This is a genomic window from Paraburkholderia steynii, from assembly GCF_900100565.1.
Classification (GTDB): Bacteria; Pseudomonadota; Gammaproteobacteria; order Burkholderiales; family Burkholderiaceae; genus Paraburkholderia; species Paraburkholderia terrae.
On sequence record NZ_FNDI01000050.1, the window covers coordinates 23,670 to 43,245 of the forward strand.

General features: G+C 63.1%; 21 protein-coding genes and 1 pseudogene. 10 read left to right on the top strand and 12 right to left on the bottom strand.

The window, feature by feature from the left end; translation table 11 throughout:
* Window positions 1-72: 72 nt before the first annotated feature.
* The gene (locus BLT65_RS47530) at window positions 73-216 is read right to left on the bottom strand and encodes a hypothetical protein (protein WP_007580282.1); all 144 of its coding nucleotides are present in this window, start codon (window positions 214-216) and stop codon (window positions 73-75) included.
* A 308-nt stretch (window positions 217-524) separates the two neighbouring features.
* Between BLT65_RS47530 and BLT65_RS43545 the strand changes: the two genes are divergently transcribed.
* From BLT65_RS43545 to BLT65_RS43555, 3 genes are all read left to right on the top strand, one after another.
* Complete coding sequence (locus BLT65_RS43545) at window positions 525-758, top strand: hypothetical protein (RefSeq protein ID WP_091790334.1); 234 nt, start codon at window positions 525-527, stop codon at window positions 756-758.
* Window positions 759-970: 212 nt separating this feature from the next.
* Entirely contained in the window at window positions 971-3,055 is a 2,085-nt protein-coding gene (locus BLT65_RS43550; protein WP_091790322.1) for a putative bifunctional diguanylate cyclase/phosphodiesterase, read from the top strand.
* A gap of 381 nt (window positions 3,056-3,436) precedes the next feature.
* A complete protein-coding gene (locus tag BLT65_RS43555; protein WP_091790323.1) occupies window positions 3,437-4,147 on the top strand; it encodes a lysophospholipid acyltransferase family protein in 711 nt (236 codons plus the stop codon).
* Window positions 4,148-4,207: 60 nt separating this feature from the next.
* Here the strand turns inward: BLT65_RS43555 and BLT65_RS43560 are convergent, their stop codons facing one another.
* From BLT65_RS43560 to treF, 3 genes are all read right to left on the bottom strand, one after another.
* Window positions 4,208-4,684 carry a hypothetical protein gene (locus BLT65_RS43560; RefSeq protein WP_042310603.1) on the bottom strand — a complete coding sequence of 159 codons (477 nt, stop codon included), beginning with the start codon at window positions 4,682-4,684 and terminating at the stop codon, window positions 4,208-4,210.
* A 252-nt stretch (window positions 4,685-4,936) separates the two neighbouring features.
* Entirely contained in the window at window positions 4,937-5,176 is a 240-nt protein-coding gene (locus BLT65_RS48250) for a hypothetical protein (RefSeq protein WP_042310718.1), read from the bottom strand.
* Window positions 5,177-5,360: 184 nt separating this feature from the next.
* Window positions 5,361-7,157: an alpha,alpha-trehalase TreF gene (gene treF, locus BLT65_RS43570; RefSeq protein WP_091790324.1), complete on the bottom strand. Its 1,797-nt coding sequence runs from the start codon at window positions 7,155-7,157 to the stop codon at window positions 5,361-5,363.
* Window positions 7,158-7,277: 120 nt separating this feature from the next.
* Between treF and BLT65_RS43575 the strand changes: the two genes are divergently transcribed.
* Entirely contained in the window at window positions 7,278-8,330 is a 1,053-nt protein-coding gene (locus tag BLT65_RS43575; RefSeq protein WP_091790325.1) for an FUSC family protein, read from the top strand.
* A gap of 187 nt (window positions 8,331-8,517) precedes the next feature.
* Window positions 8,518-8,718, top strand: a complete 201-nt coding sequence (locus BLT65_RS43580) for a hypothetical protein (RefSeq protein ID WP_007580266.1) — start codon at window positions 8,518-8,520, stop codon at window positions 8,716-8,718.
* 363 nt (window positions 8,719-9,081) lie between these two features.
* Here BLT65_RS43580 and BLT65_RS47535 read toward each other — a convergent pair whose 3' ends face one another.
* Window positions 9,082-9,249, bottom strand: a complete 168-nt coding sequence (locus BLT65_RS47535; protein ID WP_167306657.1) for a hypothetical protein — start codon at window positions 9,247-9,249, stop codon at window positions 9,082-9,084.
* 24 nt (window positions 9,250-9,273) lie between these two features.
* Here BLT65_RS47535 and BLT65_RS48255 point away from each other — a divergent pair, with 24 nt between their 5' ends.
* Together BLT65_RS48255 and BLT65_RS43590 are read left to right on the top strand one after the other, a co-directional pair.
* Entirely contained in the window at window positions 9,274-9,696 is a 423-nt protein-coding gene (locus tag BLT65_RS48255; protein ID WP_091790326.1) for a rubredoxin, read from the top strand.
* Between the two features lie 129 nt (window positions 9,697-9,825).
* Window positions 9,826-10,248 carry a BspC domain-containing protein gene (locus BLT65_RS43590; protein WP_167306658.1) on the top strand — a complete coding sequence of 141 codons (423 nt, stop codon included), beginning with the start codon at window positions 9,826-9,828 and terminating at the stop codon, window positions 10,246-10,248.
* Between the two features lie 13 nt (window positions 10,249-10,261).
* On the opposite strand, the gene BLT65_RS43595 is transcribed toward BLT65_RS43590, so the two are convergent.
* The 4 genes from BLT65_RS43595 to BLT65_RS43610 all read right to left on the bottom strand — a co-directional run bounded on the left by BLT65_RS43595 (window position 10,262) and on the right by BLT65_RS43610 (window position 13,991).
* Window positions 10,262-10,597: a hypothetical protein gene (locus BLT65_RS43595; protein WP_233446672.1), complete on the bottom strand. Its 336-nt coding sequence runs from the start codon at window positions 10,595-10,597 to the stop codon at window positions 10,262-10,264.
* An 83-nt stretch (window positions 10,598-10,680) separates the two neighbouring features.
* Entirely contained in the window at window positions 10,681-11,598 is a 918-nt protein-coding gene (locus tag BLT65_RS43600; RefSeq protein ID WP_042310612.1) for a LysR family transcriptional regulator, read from the bottom strand.
* A gap of 34 nt (window positions 11,599-11,632) precedes the next feature.
* Complete coding sequence (locus tag BLT65_RS43605; protein ID WP_091790328.1) at window positions 11,633-12,544, bottom strand: LysR family transcriptional regulator; 912 nt, start codon at window positions 12,542-12,544, stop codon at window positions 11,633-11,635.
* Window positions 12,545-12,650: 106 nt separating this feature from the next.
* Window positions 12,651-13,991: an acetamidase/formamidase family protein gene (locus tag BLT65_RS43610; protein ID WP_091790329.1), complete on the bottom strand. Its 1,341-nt coding sequence runs from the start codon at window positions 13,989-13,991 to the stop codon at window positions 12,651-12,653.
* A gap of 403 nt (window positions 13,992-14,394) precedes the next feature.
* Between BLT65_RS43610 and BLT65_RS43615 the strand changes: the two genes are divergently transcribed.
* The 3 genes from BLT65_RS43615 (at window position 14,395) to BLT65_RS43625 (ending at window position 17,170) form a co-directional block, all read left to right on the top strand.
* Window positions 14,395-15,144, top strand: a complete 750-nt coding sequence (locus BLT65_RS43615; protein WP_091790330.1) for a creatininase family protein — start codon at window positions 14,395-14,397, stop codon at window positions 15,142-15,144.
* Window positions 15,145-15,379: 235 nt separating this feature from the next.
* On the top strand, window positions 15,380-16,480 hold the full coding sequence (locus tag BLT65_RS43620; protein ID WP_091790331.1) for an NAD(P)H-dependent flavin oxidoreductase: 1,101 nt from the start codon (window positions 15,380-15,382) through the stop codon (window positions 16,478-16,480).
* A 27-nt stretch (window positions 16,481-16,507) separates the two neighbouring features.
* Entirely contained in the window at window positions 16,508-17,170 is a 663-nt protein-coding gene (locus tag BLT65_RS43625; protein ID WP_091790332.1) for an MOSC domain-containing protein, read from the top strand.
* A 1,079-nt stretch (window positions 17,171-18,249) separates the two neighbouring features.
* Here the strand turns inward: BLT65_RS43625 and BLT65_RS43630 are convergent.
* The 3 genes and pseudogenes from BLT65_RS43630 to BLT65_RS47740 all read right to left on the bottom strand — a co-directional run.
* On the bottom strand, window positions 18,250-18,486 hold the full coding sequence (locus BLT65_RS43630; RefSeq protein ID WP_007580254.1) for a tautomerase family protein: 237 nt from the start codon (window positions 18,484-18,486) through the stop codon (window positions 18,250-18,252).
* Window positions 18,487-18,553: 67 nt separating this feature from the next.
* Window positions 18,554-19,264: an SDR family NAD(P)-dependent oxidoreductase gene (locus BLT65_RS43635; protein ID WP_091790333.1), complete on the bottom strand. Its 711-nt coding sequence runs from the start codon at window positions 19,262-19,264 to the stop codon at window positions 18,554-18,556.
* A gap of 62 nt (window positions 19,265-19,326) precedes the next feature.
* Window positions 19,327-19,576, bottom strand: a pseudogene (locus BLT65_RS47740) (hypothetical protein); the annotation flags it as partial.

The following is a 19,576-nucleotide window of genomic DNA, read 5'->3' on the forward strand; positions in this document are numbered from 1 at the left end:
ATCCCCACAGGTCTCATCGCGGGGAAATTTGATGACGCTTCGGGCTGGACGGAAGGCCCGGTCGCGGGCGATTCATCGACCCCTCTTCGGAGGGGTTTTTTTATTGGCGTTCACTTTTTTGCAGCGCCGGTACTCCTTGCGCAGTTCGGCGATCTTCGCTGCGACGCTCGCCAGAATGCCGAGCGCTCCTACCGTTTCAACCAAAGCGGAAAGCATGGTGTCTCCTTTCTGATGCGAGGGCAATCGACGGTGATGGGTGAGTGGAGCGTAAGTCCACCGACTGGCCGTCACAATCTGGAAGTTCCAAAGCCAGATTTCGCCCTTGCCGAAGCGTGAGGTTTGCGCGCCGGCAATCAGAAGGACGATTGACGTGCGAAGGATTCAACGCGCGCGCTGCCGCGAATGGCGCTTCCTCACCGCTTCTTTCACGTCAGACCACCAGGCATTCGTCTCTGTCACTATTTGCGGCTATGCGGCGCAAGCGCTGTCAATACAATGGACGCGCCGAAAAGGATTCGGCCTACGTGGAAGAGTTTTTCGTATCGAGAGCGAGCGCCGTCGAGCGCATCGTGCTGGCGCGGCGCGCGCTGATGAAAGAGATTGAAGGTGCGAGCGCGGGGGCGTTCGCGCTCAGTCAAGGTCCGTCGTTGCTCGACAGGCTCGAGCAACTGATGTTCGACGTCCGCGCTGGCCGGATATCGGATTTCGTCATGCCGTCCCTGACGAGCAAGGTGCGGATACTCGTGATGGCCGACTAGCGCAATACACCGAATCCCGCCGCCAGGCCAGTGGGACACCTACGAACGCAATCGTAAAACCGAGCACAGCCTCGGAATTTGACATTCCGCACTTAACATTTTGCTGTCGGATGTCGATAAACCGTACTTCATACGCCTCTTTTCGCGGATAACGGACTGCTTCATTCAGCAAAGTCCGGCGAGCGGCCGAGGGGCACATTCTGGGGGCTCTCATGTTACAGGGCAGCTACAACAGTCTTCTCGTGCTGTTCTCGCTCCTTGTCGCGGTGCTGGCCGCGTACACGTCGCTTGAAATGGCGGGCCGCATCACGACGGCGACCGGCCGGGCCGCGCGTTGGTGGCTCACGGGCGGCGCATTCGCGATGGGGCTCGGCATCTGGTCGATGCACTTCATCGGCATGCTCGCGTTCAGCCTGCCGATCCGGCTTGGCTACGATCCCGTCGTCACGCTGCTTTCGCTGTCGATCGCGGTTGCGTCGTCGGCATTCGCGCTGTGGCTCGTCTGCCAGGACACGCTGCCCGCCGGGCGGCTTGCGGGCGGTGCGGTCCTGATGGGCCTCGGCGTCGCGGGCATGCACTACACGGGCATGGCAGCCATGCAGATGAAGCCGGGCATCGTCTACGACGCCGGGCTCTTCGCGCTGTCGATCGTGATCGCCGTCGCCGCATCGGGCGTCGCGTTGAAGACGGCGTTCAGCCTGCGGCACAACTCGCGCCGCATGCGTCCGCTGCGCGCGGGCGCCGCCGTCGTGATGGGACTCGCGATCGTCGGCATGCACTACACGGGCATGTCGGCGGCGGCCTTTCCGGTCGGCAGCCTGTGCGTCGCGGCATCGGATGGCGTGAACACCACGTGGGTCGCCGTCGTCATCATCATCGTGACGCTGGTGGTGACGGGCGTCGTACTGTCGATTTCCGTGCTCGACGAGCTGCGGCTCGAAACGGAGAACGCGGCGCTGACCCGTTCGCTTGCGCAAGCCAATCAGGAACTCGGCTATCTCGCCTGGCACGACGCGTTGACCAAGCTGCCGAACCGCGTGCTGCTCGAAGCGCGGCTCGAAGAAGCCCTGGCGAAAGCGCGCGTGGACGGCAGCCAGTTCGCCTTGATGTTCATGGACCTCGACGGCTTCAAGGTCGTCAACGATGCATACGGCCATCAGGTCGGCGACCGGCTGCTCGTGCAGGTGGCCGAGCGGCTCGCGTCGGCGGTACGAGCAAGGGACACGGTGGCGCGCGTGGGCGGCGACGAATTCGTGCTGCTCGTGCCCGGCGAGGACCAGGCGGGCGCGATGGCCGTCGCCAGCCGGTTGCTGGCCGTGATCGGCGCGCCGTTCGAGATCGACGGCCACGAACTGGGCATCTCGACCAGCATCGGCATCGCGATGTGTCCCGCCGACGGCGCTCGCGGCCACGAGGCGCTGATGCACGCCGACGCCGCGATGTATCACGCGAAGTCGCTGGGCCGCAACGCGTATTCCTTCTTCGATGTGTCGATGAACGAGAACATGCAGGGCCAGTTGCAGCTGACGCAGGACCTGCGCGCGGCCGTCGAGCGCAAGCAACTGGTGCTGCACTATCAGCCGCAATTCGCCGCACCCGATGGGCCGATTACGGGCGTCGAGGCGCTCGTGCGCTGGGCGCATCCGAAGCGCGGCCTGATCGGCCCCGACGAATTCATCCCGCTTGCCGAAAAGACGGGGTTGATCGTGCCGATCGGCGAATGGGTGCTCGACGAAGCGTGCCGGCAGATCCGCGAATGGATCGATTCGGGCGCGTGCGACTGGAACGTCGCCGTCAACCTGTCGCCCGTGCAGTTTGGCCACCCGCAACTGACGTCGCTGGTGCGCGAAACGCTCGAGCGGCATCGCGTCGATCCGCGCCGTCTGACGATCGAAGTGACCGAGTCGGCGGCGATGCGCGATGTCGACGCGAGCCTGCGCATTCTGCAAAGCCTGCACGAGATGGGCGTGCGCATTTCCATCGACGATTTCGGCACCGGCTATTCGAGCCTGATGTATCTGAAGCGTTTGCCCGCGAGCGAGCTGAAGATCGACCGGGGCTTCGTGCGCGAGCTGGCGCATGACGCGGAGGATGCGGCGATTGTCTCGTCCGTGGTCGCGCTCGGTCACACGCTGGGTATCGATATCGTCGCGGAAGGCGTCGAGACCGCAACGCAAAAGGAGTTTCTGACGCGGCTGGGGTGCAATTCGCTGCAAGGTTTTCTGCTCGGACGGCCGGTTCCGGCCGCGGACCTGGACGCCTTGTCGAGGGAATGCACGCAGCCGAGTTTGTCCTGACGTGTGCGGCTGCGCGGCGTGTTTCGTCTGAACGTTCGGTTGACCACATAACGACGCGCGCGGGTCGGCGATACTCTGCTTGCGCACGGGGGAAGTTTGCGCGTAACGCGATAAATCGAAAGAGGCGAAGGGTTGAACCGTCTGCAAAGCGTGAGCGCCACACGGCGCGAACCTTTGCCGAATGTCTAGCCTTCCGGCGCCGTCAGGCGACCGTGGCCTTCAAAACTACAGCATGAACGCCGGCCTTGGCCGGCGTTTTCTTTTCTGCGCGTCGCGCGTCGGGTCGAGCTGCGCTGCGGCTTTGTCGCATGCGATCTTTTCATCGCCGGTAGTATCTGGGTTTGGCTTGCGCCTACTCACTTTCTGTCGATGTCACACAACATGCACGCTGTACTCAAAAAATGGCTGTTCATCATCTATCTGCTGGGAAGCGGAACGATCTGGTCCACGGTGATGCTGCTGCTGTATCCGTTCACCAGCCGGTCGGCACGATACCGGCTCGCGGCGCTATGGTGCAGGGCGCTCGTCGTGGTGATGCGCGCGGCGTTCGGCATTCGCTGCTCGATCGAAGGCCTCGAACATTTGCCGAAGGAACCGTCGATCGTCCTGTGCCGCCACGAATCGACGTGGGAAACGCTCGCGTTTCTCGCGCTCTTTCCGCGCCGGATCAGCTTTGTGTTCAAGCAGGACTTGCTGCGCATTCCGTTCTTCGGCTGGGTGCTGAAGGGACTCGACATGGTCAGCCTGGACCGCGGCTCGCCGCGTCAGGCACATGTCGCCGTCACGCGTGAAGCGGCGGAGCGTCTCGCGAAAGGCGATATGGTCGTGATTTTTCCGGAAGGCACGCGGGTGCCGCACGGCGCGCCCGTCAAGCTCACGTCGGGCGGCGTGCGTCTGGCTTGCGCGACGGGCGCGCTGATCGTGCCTGTCGTACACAACGCCGGTAAGGTGTGGCCCGCGAAAGGCTGGCCGATGGGCGCGGGGGAAATCCGCGTGGTCATCGGTCCGACGCTGTCGCCTGCCGAGCGGTCACCGCAGGAACTCAGCCATCAGGTGCATGACTGGATGCAGGCCGAGCTACTGAAGCTCTAGCGCTCGCGGCTTCCGCTTTACGTCGCGCCGCCTGAAAGGGCGGCGCCCCAGGCTGTGTGTTCAGGCGGCGACGGGGTGCGCGAATTCCTGCTCGGTGCGCATCAGCCCTTCGATCATTCGCGCTTCAGCCTTGGCGATGTCTTCCAGCGAAGCAACGGCGAGCTGTCGGTCGAACGCGTCGAGCGCGATGGTCAGCCAAGCGTAGTTGTCGCCTTCGACCGTCCACTCGCCGCGCGCCTTTTCAGCGCTGTCGATATCGGTCATCGCGATCTGCGCTTCGGCGATATCGTCGATCGCTTCGGGCAGGTGGCCGATGCGGCTGAGTTCTTCCGCGATGAGCAGTTGCCGGCCGAGCGTCGTGAACAGCTCACGTGAGCCTTGCCCGCGGCGGAACGCGTCGAGACTTGCGTAGGCTTGCAGCAGCATGGCCCGCGTGATCGGCTCGTGCGCGGCGCGGCTGAAGGTCAGCGCGCGCAGCAACGGCGACATGGCGGGAGCGTGACGGGTCTGTTTGCGGCTTCTCGACTTGTTCGACATGGTGATGAACCTCTTATCTTCGTTTCCTGTGCGGGCGGGGGCCTTGTAGTCGCCAGGAAAAAGGTGCCGCCGATGCTCTGGCGGCACTACAGGGGATGACTGGTGTTACATGGGACGGAAGTCAGCGCTGAGGTGCAACTCCCGCCGGCAGGGATCCAACGACAAGCCTGCGAACGAATAATGAGCCGGGACAATTAAGACAGACTTAAATCGCGAAGGCCATTTCGAGCGACGTACGCAGGCTTGCCGGCATTACTGGTACTGGGCGTGAATGGCCTGACGTTGCGCGGCCTCTTCTTCGGCGTGCTTTTTCGCAAGATGCCGTCCGACGATGCAACCGCCGACCGCGCCAACCACGGCGTGATGGCCCGCGTAGTGTCCCGCGACGCCGCCAACCACGGCGCCTTTGATACAGCCCGCCGCATGCGCCGTCCCGCTGATGGCGAGAATGAGCGTTGCGGCGGCGAGTGTGGCTTTCCCGAAAGCGGTCATGCTGATACCCCGTTTGTTTTGATCGAACCGATGTTGCGCCAGCGCGCCCGATTTCAATAGCGTCGTGCATCGAATCGCGCTGGATACTGTGAGCGCAGTGTACGTGGCGGCCCATGCCGAAGGTGCAACATGTGTGCGAGTTTCGTAACAAGCAGTTAGACGGCGCTTCGGCGGCGCTCGAGCATCACGGCGCGGGCGAAGATGACGGCGCAGGCGTCGCCCGCAGACGGTGCGTCGTTTTCGGCGCTGCGGCAGCAGCCGAGGCCGCTTCGGATACGCCCGCTGGGCCCGCAGGCACATCGGCGGGGCGCGTGGACGGGCCTGCCGCGCCGGGATACATTGCCATCAGGGTGCGCAGCACGCCATTGGTCCAGCCAAAGCCGTCCTGCAACGGATATTCGCCGCCGCCTGCCGCCGTCGTACCCGCCTTGGCATCGACGTCGTACTTCTCGACCAGCTTGCCCGTGTGCTGGTAGTACGTGACGTTCGTGCCGATCCAGCGCGTGGCGATCTGCTTCGCGAGGTCCGCGTGACCGTAGCGCCGCAAGCCCGTCACGGCGAGATATTGCAGCGGAGCCCAGCCGTTCGGCTCGTCCCACTGCTGGCCCGTGTTGACCGTCGTGGTCGCGAGGCCGCCGGGGCGCAGCAGGCGAGCGCGGACGGTCGCCGCCACTGCGGCGGCCTGCGCTTTCGTCGCGACGCCCGCGTACAGCGGATAGACAGTCGCCGCGCTCAGCCGGCGCGTGAGCCGATGCGCGACGAAATCGTAATCGCCGAATGCGTTGAGTTGCGGGTCCCACAGCACGCGGCGGATCGCATCGGCGCGCGCGGCAGCGCGCTGTTCGAGGTTCTCCGCGTGCGAAGCGTCCCCCTGCACGCGATACGCCTTGGCCAGCGTGCGTTCGAGATCGACGAGCAGGCTGTTCAGATCGACGGGAATCACCGAAGTGACTTCGATCGTCGCCAGCGTCTTGCCGTCGGCGAACCAGCGCGAGCTGAAATCCCAGCCCGTTTCGCCGCCCGCGCGCAGATTGCGCCACAGGTCTTCGGCGTTGCGCTGCGGCGTCGCTTGCGCGGTGGCGACGTCTTCCCGATACGATTCGTCGCGCGGCGTGGCGCGCTCGTCCCAATAGCGGTTCAGGAGCGTGCCGTCGGGCAGGCGCACGAGATGCCGGTAGGCGCTGCCGGCCGCGATCTTGTCATGGCCGTCCATCCAGTACGCGTATTCTTTGCGCAACTGGGGCAGATAGCGCAGATAGACCTGATCGCCTTCGCGATCGGCGGCGAGACGCACCATCTGCGCGAAGAACGGCGGCTGCGAGCGGCTCAGATAGTACGTGCGATTGCCGTTCGGAATATGGCCGTACCGGTCGATCAAGACCGCGAAGTTGTCGAGTTCGTTCTTCAGCAGATCTTCGCGGCCGCTTTGCCTCAGTCCAAGCATGATGAAGTACGAGTCCCAGTAGTAAATTTCGTCGAAGCGGTCGCCGGGAACGATGTACGGATACGGCAGCGGCAGCAGCGACGACCACGGGCTCGCGCTGGCATCGGGGTCGCGCCGCAGCACGGACCAGAGCGTGTCGATGTGCGCCGTGATGCTCTGGTTCGGGTCGGACACGTAGTTCTTCGTTTCGCGCGCGGGCAGCGTAAAGCGCTGCTCGACGAACGATTTCAGCGCGAACTGCGCGCTGTCCTTCTGCCTGGCATAATCGGCGGCGATCTGTTGCGGAGGCGCGTTCGGCACCATGTCGGCGAAGGTCTTGCTGTCCGGGTAGAGATGCGCGAGTTCGACATCGCGATACAGCGCGCCGTAAAGCTCGGACGGCGGCACGGGCACGACGGGCGATACGTTGCCGTTAGTGCCAGCCTGATTGGCCGCCGGTGTTTGCGCGGCGCCTGGCTGCATACAAGCGACGAGCAGCGCGGCGGCACAGAGGGTAGTCGAGAGAATGCGGCGGGTATGGGCTTGCTGCATCGGCATGACGCTCCTGAGTAAGGGCTTTCGATTCCAAGGGAGTCACGAGAGCACTGCATGTTCCCCAATGAGCGCAAATAGCGCTCGCCCAACCCGCGTTTCATGCGTTTTGATGGAAACACCCGAATGACCGTTCAACAGCAAGACTGGTTCACGAACCTGATGCGCGCGCCCGAGGCGCGCCGCTTCGGACGCACGCTGACGGGCTGCGTGCTCAGCTACGGCGCCGCGAGACTGGCGGGATTGCCCGAAGGCTATTGGGCATTGATCACGACGATGATCGTCGTGACGCAACCCAGTCTTACTCAGGCCATCACGACCGCACGCGATCAGATCATCGGCGCGTGTATCGGCGGGATCGTGGGCGGGATCGGGCTGGTTGTGATGGATCGCGGCATCGAGCCGCTGACGGTGTTCTCGGTCGCGCTGCTGCCATTGGCGGCGCTGGCCGCTGCGCGGCCCGGCTTACGGCTCGCGTGCGTAACGCTGGTGATCGTGGTGCTGGTGCCTGGCGACGGCGGTTCGGCGTTCGTGCGGCCAGCGCATCGCGTGGCGGAAATTCTGATCGGCGCGGCGGCTGCGTTCGTCGCGACGGTGATGTGGCCGAACCGCGCGTTGAAGGGCGCGCATCGGAACGCGCGCGAATGTCTGGAGACGCTTGCCCAGATGATCGAGCACAAGCTTGCGTTCTCGCGGGATGACGCGCAGATGGCGCGTCTCGAGCAGCGCAGCCTCGCCGCGCAAACGGCGCTTGCGGACGCGCTGCAAGAAGCGGGGCGTGAGCATGTGTTCGTGCCGATCCTGCGCGGCAGTTCCGACGCGATCGACAAGGTGCCGCCGTTTCTGAGCCGCTTGCATCGGGACGTGCTGGTGTTCGGCCAGGCGCTCGCGCATACATGCGTGGGCGACGAAGTGCCGCATCTCGATCAGGCGTGGTCGGCGGTGCCGCGTGCGTTGTCGCAGCTCGCCGATGCGGTCGGCGCTATTCCGTTGAACAAACCAAAGTTGCAGGACGCGCGCACGACGCTCGACCCGTTGCTCAAGCGGGTCAACGAGCGTGTGGATGGCGCAAACGCGACGCCCGCGCCGGGCATCGAGCTCGTGATGGCGTTGATCGTCAAGGACACGGACGGGCTCGTGCAGGTGTTGACGCCCACGGGAAAAACGAAGGCGCCGTAAATGTTCGCTATGCCTCACCAAAACTAACAACGGGACGAGGCAGCGACTATCCTTTTCGATGAGGCCGAATAGTTCGTCGCACGCAAACGACTGACGAATCGGATCACGCCCGCCATCAACGTTTGCAAACCATCGCGCCTCGCTCGCAGTCGATTGTTGTCGCAACGATCAAACAAGGAGGTGAACAATGAAGACCCTTGCGTTTGTTCTTGCTGTCGCGGGTTTGGCGGGACTGGCCGCGCCCGTGGCGTCGTTCGCGAAGATCGATCAGAACGCCGACTACTATCGCGCCGACTACCGCGTACACGATACGGGCAACGATCCGCAGGAAGCAAAGCGGCAAAGCAATTGCCAGAGCCGCGGCGACTGCGCGCCTGTCGGTCAGTGAAGCGGCGGCTGCGGCTCTCCTGCATCTGTCGCGGATCGATCGTCGATTTGCACCGCGCGCTGTGGGGCCATGTAGGTGCCCGCAGCGCGTGGTAGGCGCTCGCCATCGGGCAGTGAGCGCGCACATCGAGTCCGTCGCCGACACCAATAACCCGCCGACGGCGAAAGACTCTATCAACCACGAAGCGTTAATAACGGCCTTCGCGCGAGCGATAATTCAGGCTCGCAACGCAAGTCAATCTTTCCGCATGCAACACCTCGATCCGCGCAAGCCGACAGCGAAAAGAAAGCTACCGGGCGAATGAGCGTTTAAAATCCGGGCTCACGTTTTTTTCGGACCGGATGCAACGCTTCGGTCCATCCGTCAATTTTTCCGTTTAAGCCCATGTCGACACCTAATCGTGCCAACGCTCGCCGTTCGCTGACGCTTCTCGAAACCCTCGGTCTGGTCGGTATCGCTGCCGCGCTGTGCAGCGCGCTGCTGCGTCACTTTTTCTGAGCGCGGCGGCCGCTGCGCGGCGAGCGGCTGCATGCGCGCGTCCAGCTATCACTTCACATGTACACGAAAGCCACTGCCGTCGAACTCCAGTTTTCACCCGATCGCCTCAACGATGGCGCGGGCGATCCGTTCTGGATCGATCTGAACCACAACGAAGCCGTCGAGCTTCATCAGGCGCTGCAACGCTATCTCGACACGCAGGCCGCCGAGCGGCCTGCGCCGCTCGTCGTCTCGCTCGACAAGGACGAGAGCGCGGGCGAAGCTGAATCAACGGGCTCGAATGCCGCCACACAGACACAGCCATCCGCCGACGACCTCAAGCAGTGGGTCTGCGTGATCTGCGGCTGGGTCTATGATGAAGCAGCCGGCTTGCCGGAAGAAGGCATCGCGCCCGGCACGCGTTGGGCCGATGTGCCGGAAGACTGGCGTTGTCCGCTGTGCGATGTCGGCAAGGAAGATTTCGCGCTCGTCGAATTCTGATCGCGCCGCGTTGGCGAAGCGCTGCGCAAAGCCCACAGACGACGCAAACGATAACCATCCGGCGAAGCGGGTATACTCTCGCGCCTTGAACGTTTGCAACACATCTGCACTTCCGGGCACCGCTTCCTAATGAAAAGCATTACTGCCCTATTGGGCGTCTTCAGTCTCGTATGGTTCTGCACGAGCGCATTCTCGCAATCCCAGACCGACGTGCCAGACGACTACGCATATCTCACGCGTCTGCACGTCCGTCCCACCGTCATCAACTGCATAGCCGAGCTCGACCGCTGGATTCGGACTACCTCACGTTATGACATGTTTCTCGCGCCGGACCGTCGCGTACTGAAGGCCAAAGTCAACGAAGACGGCGGCCTCTTTTCCGGCAGCAATGGCTCGCAGCAGGTCGAATCGACCGTGTCGATGCGTGCGTTCGCACGCGTTCGTAGCCGGCAGTCGTGGATGCCCGTGATCGCGCAGTGCGGCGTCTGGCATGAGCATGTCGTCGGTGTGTCGTTGCAGCAGGTCGACGGGCAAACGCCCGTTGTGCGCTGACGAGGCGCGCGGATCAATCGCCGTGGTTATTCAGCTTGAAATCCGATGGCGAGCCATATGAGAACCTGCGCGTCAGCGAACGCACATCGTATTCACGCAGCGCGGAAAGATACGACGGACCGTGGATGATGGCGGGCGAAGGCGTGCCCGAGCGGTGCCGGTCGTGATGATCAGGTTCGAACGCGGGTGAGTCGAAGTCGGAAGACGGATTGGCGAGCGCGATGATGACCGGGCCGTCCGCGTAAGCCGAATAGACCCCGGCTGTGCCGAACGCGGCCATCCATACTGCGAGCAGTACGACGTACGATTTCATCTGCGACGGGCTGCCGGTCTGATCTCGGCGTGTCATTCGCGCACGATGCGTGAGTTCGCGCCATGAACTGATATTAGTCACGCAACGACGGCAACGCAAGGCAGCCCCGCCGGCGCGCGCTACGTCAGTTCGTCGATCATCAACCGCGCTGCAGGCGAAAGCACGGAGCCGCGCCGCGTCACGATGCCGTATGGCTCGGTGCGCGAGCGCACTTCGATCGCCAGCAGCCGGGCCAGGCCGTGATCGGCAAGCAGCGCCGCCATATCGCGCGGCATCAGCGAAACCAGTGTCGGGTCGCGCTGCAACATCAGCACGGTGGTGATCGTCGATGCGGTTTCGATGGGGTGAGACGGCACCGATAGGCCCGCTTCCTTGAATTCGCGCTCGAACAGGCCGCGCAGCGGCATGATGCTCGGATAGACGATCCAGCGGCTCTTCGCGAGATCAGCGAGCTTCACTTTGCGCGCCTTCGCCAGTCGATGCATCGGGCTCGCGACGATCGCCAGCGGCTCGTCGCTCAGTTCGACATAGTCGTAGTGATCGGGTTGCTGCGCGACGGTCGTGCGGCAGATCGCGAGGTCGAGCCGCCCCTGATCGAGCAGCGCCAGCAGTCGCGCGCTGGTGTCTTCGACGACTTCCACGGTCAAAGTAGGCTGCCGCTCGCGCAGCCGCGTCAACGCGTCCACAAGCACGCCCGACACGGCGCCCGTGATCGCGCCGACCGCGAGCCGGCCGCCCGAGCCTTGCAGGATGCCTTCCATCTCTTCGCGCAGATGCGCGACGTCCATATGAATCAGCCGCGCATAACGGATCACGCAGCGCCCCAGTTCGTTAGGCTGGATGCCTTGTTGCGAGCGCGTGAAGAGCGTCGCGCCGAAGGTGGCTTCGATCTCGCGCAACGCCTTGGTCGCGCCCGGTTGCGTGAGCGCCATCTGATCGGCGGCGCGATGCAACGAGCCGTGTTCGTCGAGTGCGATCAGCAGACGCAGTTGCTTGAGCCGCAGACGGGCGACAATCGAATCGACGTTCGGCAGCATGAGTGAGGAAGAGAGAAGATTCGAAGTGAGCGTTTCAGGCTCTGAGCTTGTCGACGAGGAAGTCGACGAAGGCGCGCACGCGCGACGACAGATGCCGCGCATGCGGATACAGCAGCACGAACGGCCTTGTGCGGCCGCCGAACGGCATGAGCACTTCGCGCAACGTGCCATCCTTCAGGTCTCTTTCGACGACGAACCGATAGGTCTGGAAAAGCCCCGCGTCGTGTCGCGCGAGCGTGGCGCCTGCGAGTACGTCACCCGACGTGCTGTTGCCGCCGCGCGTCATCAATTCGCTCTCTTCGCCTTCATGTTGGAACAGCCACGGAATGTTGCGCCCCGTGCTCGGCAGCGCGAACTGGATGCATTCGTGGTGGATAAGATCGTCGGGTGTCTCCAGCTTCGCCGCCGACTTCAGGTAGGCGGGCGAAGCGACGACCACGAGTTCGGCGTCTTCGAGCTTGCGCGCGATCAGTCCGGAGTCATCCGGCGCGCGGCCCCGGATGGCGAGGTCGAAGCCTTCGTCGGCGAAATCGATGTTGCGGTTGCTCAGGTGCGTTTCGACCGTGACGTCGGGATAGAGCTTGCGAAATTCCGCGAGCAGCGGCAGCACGCGATAGTGGCTGTACGGCGTCGGCATGCTGATGCGCAGCACGCCCGACGGTGTGCTCTGCTGCCCCGTCGCTTCGCGCTCGGCATCGGCGAGTTGGGCGAGCGCCTGACGGCATTGCTCGAAGTAACGGGTTCCTGCGTCGGTGAGTCTGATCTGCCGTGTTGTGCGCACGAAAAGCCGCACGCCGAGCCGTTCCTCCAGGCGCGCAACCGACCGGCTCACGGCCGCGGGCGTCACGCTTGCAGCTGTCGCCGCTAACGTGAAGCTTTCCAGTTCGGCGGCGAAACAGAACAGTTCGATGCTGCCAAGAAGTAGGTCTTCGAATTGACGCTGCATGTCCTTTCCGTGATCGGCGGATGTCGTTCGCGTTGGGCGTCGTCAAGACGCCCAACGCGAAGCGGCGCAGGGTGCCGCGCCGCTTGTCCGAAGAGGATAGCAGGTCTCAAGCCAACTGATACTTCTCGCGGACGAGATGCCCAATGCCGATCCGATCGAGAATTTCCAGCGGGCAAAGGATGGTCACGCGCACCGTGCCGGGCAAGCGGCTGATCTCGATCGAGCCGGCGATCGTCGCGCGATTAAGCACTTCCTCGTAGCTCAGACCGGTGACGGCGGCGGCGCGGCGCAGTCCGTTTTCGGTCGCAACGTTAAGGTTGACGCCGCTGCCGATGAACGTCACGGGCCCATTTTCTTCGATGTGATGTTGGCCCCAGCGCGCGCCGAGTTCGGCGACCTTCTTGCGCTGGTCGGCGCTCATCGGGCGTGCCATCGGCGGCAGGTCGTCGAGGTTCTGCAGCAGGATCGGTCCTTCGAGCGTCAGGTTCTTGATGACCTCGACGCTGAGTTCGGTTTCACCCGATACATCCGTTGCGTGCCCGGCGATCTCGCCGTTGCCCTGTTGCGCGTGCATGTCGCCGAGATAGACGCCTGCGCCCGGCACCTTCACGGGGCAAATTACGATGCAGCCTTCGCGCACCGAGTTCGTGTCCATGTGGCCGTCGGTCTTCGCGCTGTGCAGCTCTTCCGTCGTCATGTTGAAGCGGTGCGGCGCGCCGACCAGATATTGTCCGAAGTCCGCGCAGTTGTGCGAGTCGGGCAGATCGCGCGACGGCGACGTGCCGATGTTGCCGAGGAACGGCCGCATATGCGCGGCAAGGCCGGGCATGTCGGCGCGCGCCAGTGACAGGATCGAATGCTGCGCGGCCAGTTCGGGCAGCGCGGACATTGCCGATGCCTTGCCCGCGAGCCGGTCGCCGACTTCCTGGTTCACGGTGAGGCTCACGCCGTTTTCCTGGTCGAGCACGATGACGTAGCCGTGTTTGAACTGGAACGCGCTGACTTCCGCGCCGCAATGGTCGCAACGAATCGCCTCGGGGCCGATGCCTTCGACGTGGCTGGCCGGGTGCTCGGTGCCGCACGACGAACAGAACTTGGCGACGAACGGATCGCCGTGATAGCGCCCTTCGACGAATTGCATCACGCCGGACGACGTGGCATGCGACGTCACGCGCATACGCTGGATTTTCAGCGCGACGGCGTCGCCGACCTCCGCGCCTTCGATGGCGACGGGCTGCGTGACTTCATGACCGCCCTGGAACGCAGGCGTGATCATCGGCCCCCAGCAGCCGGGCGGCGTGCCTGCGATCAGCGTGCCGCCGTCGGCGAGCGGTCCGAGCATCGGCTGGCTCGGGCCGAGAATGCCGTTGGTATAAGAATCGACGCGAAGCTGAGTGACTGGTGTTTTGCCGGTCTTTGTGTCGGAGTGGGCGGTCGTGGTCGTCAATTTTGTCTCCTGCTGAAAGTGGGGCGCGATATAGATCGCATGCGATTAAAGCGTGCGAGTCGGATCATACGCGGAGTTTTCCCCATGTCAATCCAGTACGATAAAATCGTATGCGATTTATTCGGCGAGTACGCCGCGCCATCGCGCATGCACGCGGCATTTTTCCCGTGTGGAATCAATCTTCTGGATTGGTGCCTGCTGGACAATAGTTGGCTCACGAAGTGTCGTTGCCTTGCGGACAACGATTCGTGGACCTGGTTGCTGTTGGTGAGGGCGCCGATTTGCCTGTACGCTTGTGCGGATCAGGGTTCGCCGCCCGCGCCTGCGGCAGCGAACCCCGGATTTCCCCACGATCAACGCGCCACGCCGCGTGCGGCGCGAGGCAGAAAAAACAGGAGTTTCAATGCTTTTACATCTTTCGACTTGGGCCGAGATCGAGCAATACCTGAAGCGAAGCCGCGCGATCGTCGTTCCCATCGGCTCGAACGAGCAGCATGGTCCGACGGGCCTGCTCGGCACCGACTGGCTGTGCCCGGAGATCATCGCGCGTGAAGCGCAAAAGTCCGCTGATATCCTCGTCGCGCCGACGTTCAACATCGGCATGGCGCAGCATCACCTCGGCTTTCCGGGCACGATTTCGCTGCGGCCGTCCACGTTCATTGCTGCCATTGGCGACTGGATTCGCTCGCTGGCCGCGCACGGCTTCGAGAAGATCCTGTTTCTGAACGGGCACGGCGGCAACATCGCATCGATCGAGGCGGCGTTTTCCGAGGTCTATGTCGAAGCGAGCTTCGCGAAGCGCCGCGCAGGTTTTGCGATGAAGCTGGCTAACTGGTGGGATCTGGAAGGCGTCGGCGAACTCGCGCGCGAGCAGTTCCCCGAAGGCCACGGCGTTCACGCTACGCCGTCCGAGATCGCGATCACGCAGTGGGCCTTCCCGGACGCGATCAAATCCGCCGACTACTCGCCGAAAATCGCGCCGTCCGGCCCGATTCGCGAAGCGCTGGATTTCCGCGCGCGCTATCCGGATGGCCGCATGGGCTCGGACCCGGCTCAGGCATCGCCGGAAAAGGGTGGTGAACTGGTGCGGCTGGCGGCGTCGAGCCTCGTGCGCGAACTGAACGCGTTCGCCAACGAGCCGCTTCCCGGCTGATGCGGCTGATGCGTGGGATGGGCGCGGAGTTTCGCCGCGCCTTTCACCTGTTCCCAGCACTCAAGACTGAATTGCCCGCTTAATGGTTGACCCATCGTCCGCTGAAAAAGATGATCTGAGGTATAGATAGCATGGCGAGAGCGTTTGCAATGGGAGCCAGGCGGCTTTGGGTCGCCGGGCCAATTTCCGGTTGCGGGCCGCGTGCATGCGCTAATCGTTTTCATGAGGACATGACATGAGCACTCGTTCCGAAGGCAAGCCGCTGTTGAGTTTGTTGGGCATCAGTAAGCCAATCATTCAGGCGCCGATGGCGGGCGTCAGCACGCCGGCGCTAGCGGCCGCCGTATCCAATGCGGGCGGCCTCGGCTCGCTCGGCGTGGGCGCGATGAAAGCCGACGCGGCGCGCAAGACGATCCGCGACACGCGCGCGTTGACGAGCGCGCCGTTCAACATCAACGTCTTTTGCCACGAGCCTGCCACGGCCAATGCGAAAGTCGAACAGGAATGGCTGACGTGGCTCGCGCCGCAGTTCGCGAAGTACGGCGCAAGCGCGCCTGAAAAGCTCGCCGAAATCTACACGAGCTTTGTCGAAGACAAGGCGATGTTCGACGTGTTCGTCGAGGAAAAGCCGGCCGTCGTGAGCTTCCATTTCGGCCTGCCGTCGAAAGAAGTCATCAAGGCGCTGAAGGACGCGGGCATCACGCTGCTGGCGTCGGCGACGAATCTCGACGAAGCGCAGCAGGTGGTCGATGCGGGCGTCGATGCGATCGTTGCGCAGGGTGTCGAAGCGGGCGGCCATCGCGGCATGTTCGACCCGCAAGCCTTCGATGAAGGCCTTGGCACGTTCGCGCTGACCCGTCTTCTCGTGGAGAAATTCGATCTGCCCGTGATCGCGTCGGGTGGCATCATGGACGGCGCCGGCATTGCCGCGGTGCTCGCGCTCGGCGCGCAGGCCGCGCAACTCGGAACGGCGTTCGTGCCGTGCCCGGAGACGTCGATCGACGACGGCTACCGCCGCGCGATTCTCGGCGATGCCGCGCTTCACACGACGATGACGTCGGCGATTTCGGGCCGTCAGGCTCGCAGCATGGTCAACCGCTTCACGGAACTGGGCCGGGCCGCCGATCGTCCTGCGACGCCGGATTACCCCGTCACCTACGATGCAGGCAAGGCGCTGCACGCGGCCGCGAAAGCGCAGGGCGAGTTCGGCTTCGGCGCGCAGTGGGCTGGCCAGGCAGCGGCGCTGGCGCGGTCGCTGCCTGCTGCGGAACTCGTCGCGCGGCTCGATGCGGAACTCGACGAAGGGATCCGTCGATTGCAGCAGTTCGCGCGCTGACCCATAGAGATAAGAAACGGCCACCCGATGGATGAACCGACAACGCATGCAGAAACTGGCAGCACCGCGCGGCTAAGCGGCGCGAGGCTGCTTTCGATCAACATCGGCGTGTGCCAGCCGCTCGACGTGGGACTCGCGTCCGAAGGTCTGAGCGTCGAGTCGGCGATCCGCAAGCGTTCGGTGAGCAGCGCGAGCGAAGGCGCGGTGGTCGAGGTGAAGAAGCTTGGGCTTGTGGGCGACGAGCAGGCGGACCTCAGCGTTCACGGGGGTCTCGACAAGGCCGTTTATCTCTATCCGTTCGAACACTATGCGTGGTGGCGGCAGCGGCGCATCGAGGCCGATCTGCCCGATGCGGGCGAGCCATTGGCATTCGGCATGCTCGGTGAGAATCTGACGACGCAGGGCTTGCTGGAATCGGATCTTTGGGTGGGTGATACGCTTGTGATCGATCAGGTCAGGTTACGGGTGGAAGCGCCGCGTAGTCCGTGTTTCAAGCTCAATGCCGCGATGGGGTACAGGAAAGCTGTTAAGCACATGTATCTGAGTGGATTTGCCGGTGTGTATCTGAGTGTCTTGCAGACGGGGTTTATTCAGGCTGGCGCACGGATTGAAGTCGTGCCGGGGCGTAGGGAGGAGTCGGTGAGTAATATTCTCGACTGGCGGCGCGGGAAGGCTCGGCGGGAGCCATGAGGTTTGAGCCTTCGAGGCGCGGGCGTTGCCGGTTGGTGTTTGGGCCTTTGCGCTGGCATCCGCGATTTGCCTTCGTGGCGCGGCCGGTTTGGTTGTTCTAGCGTTTGCGCTGGCATCCGCGTGATGCCTACGTGCTTCAAGCGTCGCCGTTTGGTGTTTTGGCTTTTTTGCTGGCATCCGCGATTTGTTAGCGTGCTTCACGCGTCGCCCCTGTGCGGGGCGGCACCTACTTTTCTTTGCCGCCGCAAAGAAAAGTAGGCAAAAGAAAGCGGCTAACACCGCCAGCCCTTGTTCCTGCGTGAGGGCCCCCAAAGGTTCTTACGCTTCACACGGCAATCACGTGACCCATGTTCGTTGCCAACGCTCTAAATGAGCGCCTCACCCGCTTCACGCGCCCGCATTACTGCATGCGTTGCCAGATCGTCCACCGCCGCCCAGATGGCAAACTGTGTGTAGGTCCAAGTGCTCCACACGCCTCACTTCGAACCGTTAGTACACGCGTCCCACCCTGTAAGAGCGCCGAGCTATACGACGCGACAACCTACACACAGTTTGCCACCTGGGCGGCGCATACCATTCGCTGCCGCTGGCCCGGGTACGGGTATTCGAATCGGGTGAGGCGCTCATTCAGCGCGTTGGCAACGCGCGCAAGCAGAAAGGCTGCCGTGTGAAGCGTAAGACCGTGTGGGGGCCCTCAGGCAAGAACTAGCACTGGCGGGGTTAGCCGCTTTCTTTTGCCTACTTTTCTTTGCGGCGGCAAAGAAAAGTAGGTGCCGCCCCGCACAGGGGCGACGCTTGAAGCACGCTAACGAATCGCGGATGCGAGCGCAAAGGCAAACACACCAACCGGCAACGCCCGCCCCGCGAAGGCATCACGCGGATGCCAGCGCAAAGGCAAACACACCAACCGGCAACGCCCGCACCGCGAAGGCAAAAACGCGGATGCCAGCGCAAAGGCCAAAACACCGCCCGGCAACACCCGCGCCGCGAAGGCTCAAACCGGATGCCAGCGCAAACACAAACAAACCAAACCAAACCAAACCACCCGCGCCGCCAAGGCGCCCAAGCGGCCCCCACACTCAGTCCTTCTTCTCGGCTTTCAGCCGACGATACTCATCAACCGGCAACCCACCCCATCCCCAGTTTTCCTTCTCGACTTCCTGAATAACGACGAAGGTGGCTTCCAGCGGCTTGTTCAGCACCTTCAGCAGCAACTCGCTCGTTCCCTTGATGAGTTGCGCCTTCTCTTCCGGCGTTACTGCGCTCGTGCCGGGCGTATTTCCCTCGCGCGTAACCTGAATAGTCACGATAGGCATCAGAATCTCCGTAATGTCGTGTGGAACAGGCGCCGTTGCCGGCGCCTCGCCGTGCTTCGTGGCGTGCTTAGTGACCTGCGCTCTGGCCGCCGTCGACGTGCAGGATCTCGCCCGTAACGAACGATGCGGAATCGAGATACAGCACTGCATTGACGATGTCGCTCATCTCGCCCATGTGGCCGACGGGATGCAGTGAACCCAGTGCTTCGTGGGTTTCCGGCGCGTGCATCGGCGACTTGATGATGCCGGGAGAAACAGCGTTCGCGCGGATACCCGTCTTCGCGTATTCGATGGCGAGCGACTTCGTTGCGGCGTTCAGGCCGCCCTTGGTCAGCGACGCGAGAACCGACGGCACGCCCGAGATTGCGTGATCGACGAGGCTCGTCGAGATTTGCAGGACGTGGCCGCTCTTGTTCTTTTCCATCTCGGCGATGGCGAGCTGCGTGATATGGAAGAAGCCGTTCACATTCACGTTCAGCACGGCGGCGTAGTCTTCGGCCGTGTATTGCGTGAACGGCTTGGCGATGAAGATGCCCGCGTTGTTGATCAGCGTGTCGATGCGGCCGAAGCGTGCAATCGCTTCCGAAACGGCGCGTTGCGCGACTGCGCGGTCGCCGATGTCGCCGGCGATCGCCACGACGTTCGCATCGTCCGACGGCTTGATCGAACGCGCGACAGCGACGACGCGATAACCGTGCTCACGGAAGCCCTTGACGATCTCGGCGCCAATGCCTTGCGATGCACCTGTGACGATTGCGACTTTTTGCGAATTGCTCATGATGGACCTCGAAGAGTTGTTCGGCTTTCTGTCCGAATTGACAGTGCCGTTAGGTCGTAAATCTAGGCTTCCTCGGCGTTGTTGCGAACACCCGGGTTGGACAAACTGTTGTGATTGGGAGGAATAAGTGGGTTTTTTTTGTCTGCGACGCTGGGTGGTTTGCTTGTGTTTCCTGCTGCGCAAGCGGTGCGGTTTGCTTGTGTTTTCGCTGGCATCCGCGTTTTGTTAGCGTGCTTCAAGCGTCGCCCCTGTGCGGGGCGGCACCTACTTTTCTTTGCCGCCGCAAAGAAAAGTAGGCAAAAGAAAGCGGCT

Coding starts and splice junctions, on each gene's coding strand:
- BLT65_RS43550 (WP_091790322.1), top strand. CDS start 971: ATGTTACAGGGCAGCTACAACAGTCTTCTCGTGCTGTTCTCGCTCCTT.
- BLT65_RS43560 (WP_042310603.1), bottom strand. CDS start 4,684: ATGTCGAACAAGTCGAGAAGCCGCAAACAGACCCGTCACGCTCCCGCC.
- BLT65_RS43590 (WP_167306658.1), top strand. CDS start 9,826: ATGAAAAGCATTACTGCCCTATTGGGCGTCTTCAGTCTCGTATGGTTC.
- BLT65_RS48255 (WP_091790326.1), top strand. CDS start 9,274: ATGTACACGAAAGCCACTGCCGTCGAACTCCAGTTTTCACCCGATCGC.
- BLT65_RS43595 (WP_233446672.1), bottom strand. CDS start 10,597: ATGACACGCCGAGATCAGACCGGCAGCCCGTCGCAGATGAAATCGTAC.
- treF (WP_091790324.1), bottom strand. CDS start 7,157: ATGCCGATGCAGCAAGCCCATACCCGCCGCATTCTCTCGACTACCCTC.
- BLT65_RS43605 (WP_091790328.1), bottom strand. CDS start 12,544: ATGCAGCGTCAATTCGAAGACCTACTTCTTGGCAGCATCGAACTGTTC.
- BLT65_RS43555 (WP_091790323.1), top strand. CDS start 3,437: ATGCACGCTGTACTCAAAAAATGGCTGTTCATCATCTATCTGCTGGGA.
- BLT65_RS43625 (WP_091790332.1), top strand. CDS start 16,508: ATGGATGAACCGACAACGCATGCAGAAACTGGCAGCACCGCGCGGCTA.
- BLT65_RS43575 (WP_091790325.1), top strand. CDS start 7,278: ATGACCGTTCAACAGCAAGACTGGTTCACGAACCTGATGCGCGCGCCC.
- BLT65_RS47535 (WP_167306657.1), bottom strand. CDS start 9,249: ATGCAGCCGCTCGCCGCGCAGCGGCCGCCGCGCTCAGAAAAAGTGACG.
- BLT65_RS43615 (WP_091790330.1), top strand. CDS start 14,395: ATGCTTTTACATCTTTCGACTTGGGCCGAGATCGAGCAATACCTGAAG.
- BLT65_RS43580 (WP_007580266.1), top strand. CDS start 8,518: ATGAAGACCCTTGCGTTTGTTCTTGCTGTCGCGGGTTTGGCGGGACTG.
- BLT65_RS43630 (WP_007580254.1), bottom strand. CDS start 18,486: ATGCCTATCGTGACTATTCAGGTTACGCGCGAGGGAAATACGCCCGGC.
- BLT65_RS43600 (WP_042310612.1), bottom strand. CDS start 11,598: ATGCTGCCGAACGTCGATTCGATTGTCGCCCGTCTGCGGCTCAAGCAA.
- BLT65_RS43620 (WP_091790331.1), top strand. CDS start 15,380: ATGAGCACTCGTTCCGAAGGCAAGCCGCTGTTGAGTTTGTTGGGCATC.
- BLT65_RS43635 (WP_091790333.1), bottom strand. CDS start 19,264: ATGAGCAATTCGCAAAAAGTCGCAATCGTCACAGGTGCATCGCAAGGC.
- BLT65_RS48250 (WP_042310718.1), bottom strand. CDS start 5,176: ATGACCGCTTTCGGGAAAGCCACACTCGCCGCCGCAACGCTCATTCTC.
- BLT65_RS47530 (WP_007580282.1), bottom strand. CDS start 216: ATGCTTTCCGCTTTGGTTGAAACGGTAGGAGCGCTCGGCATTCTGGCG.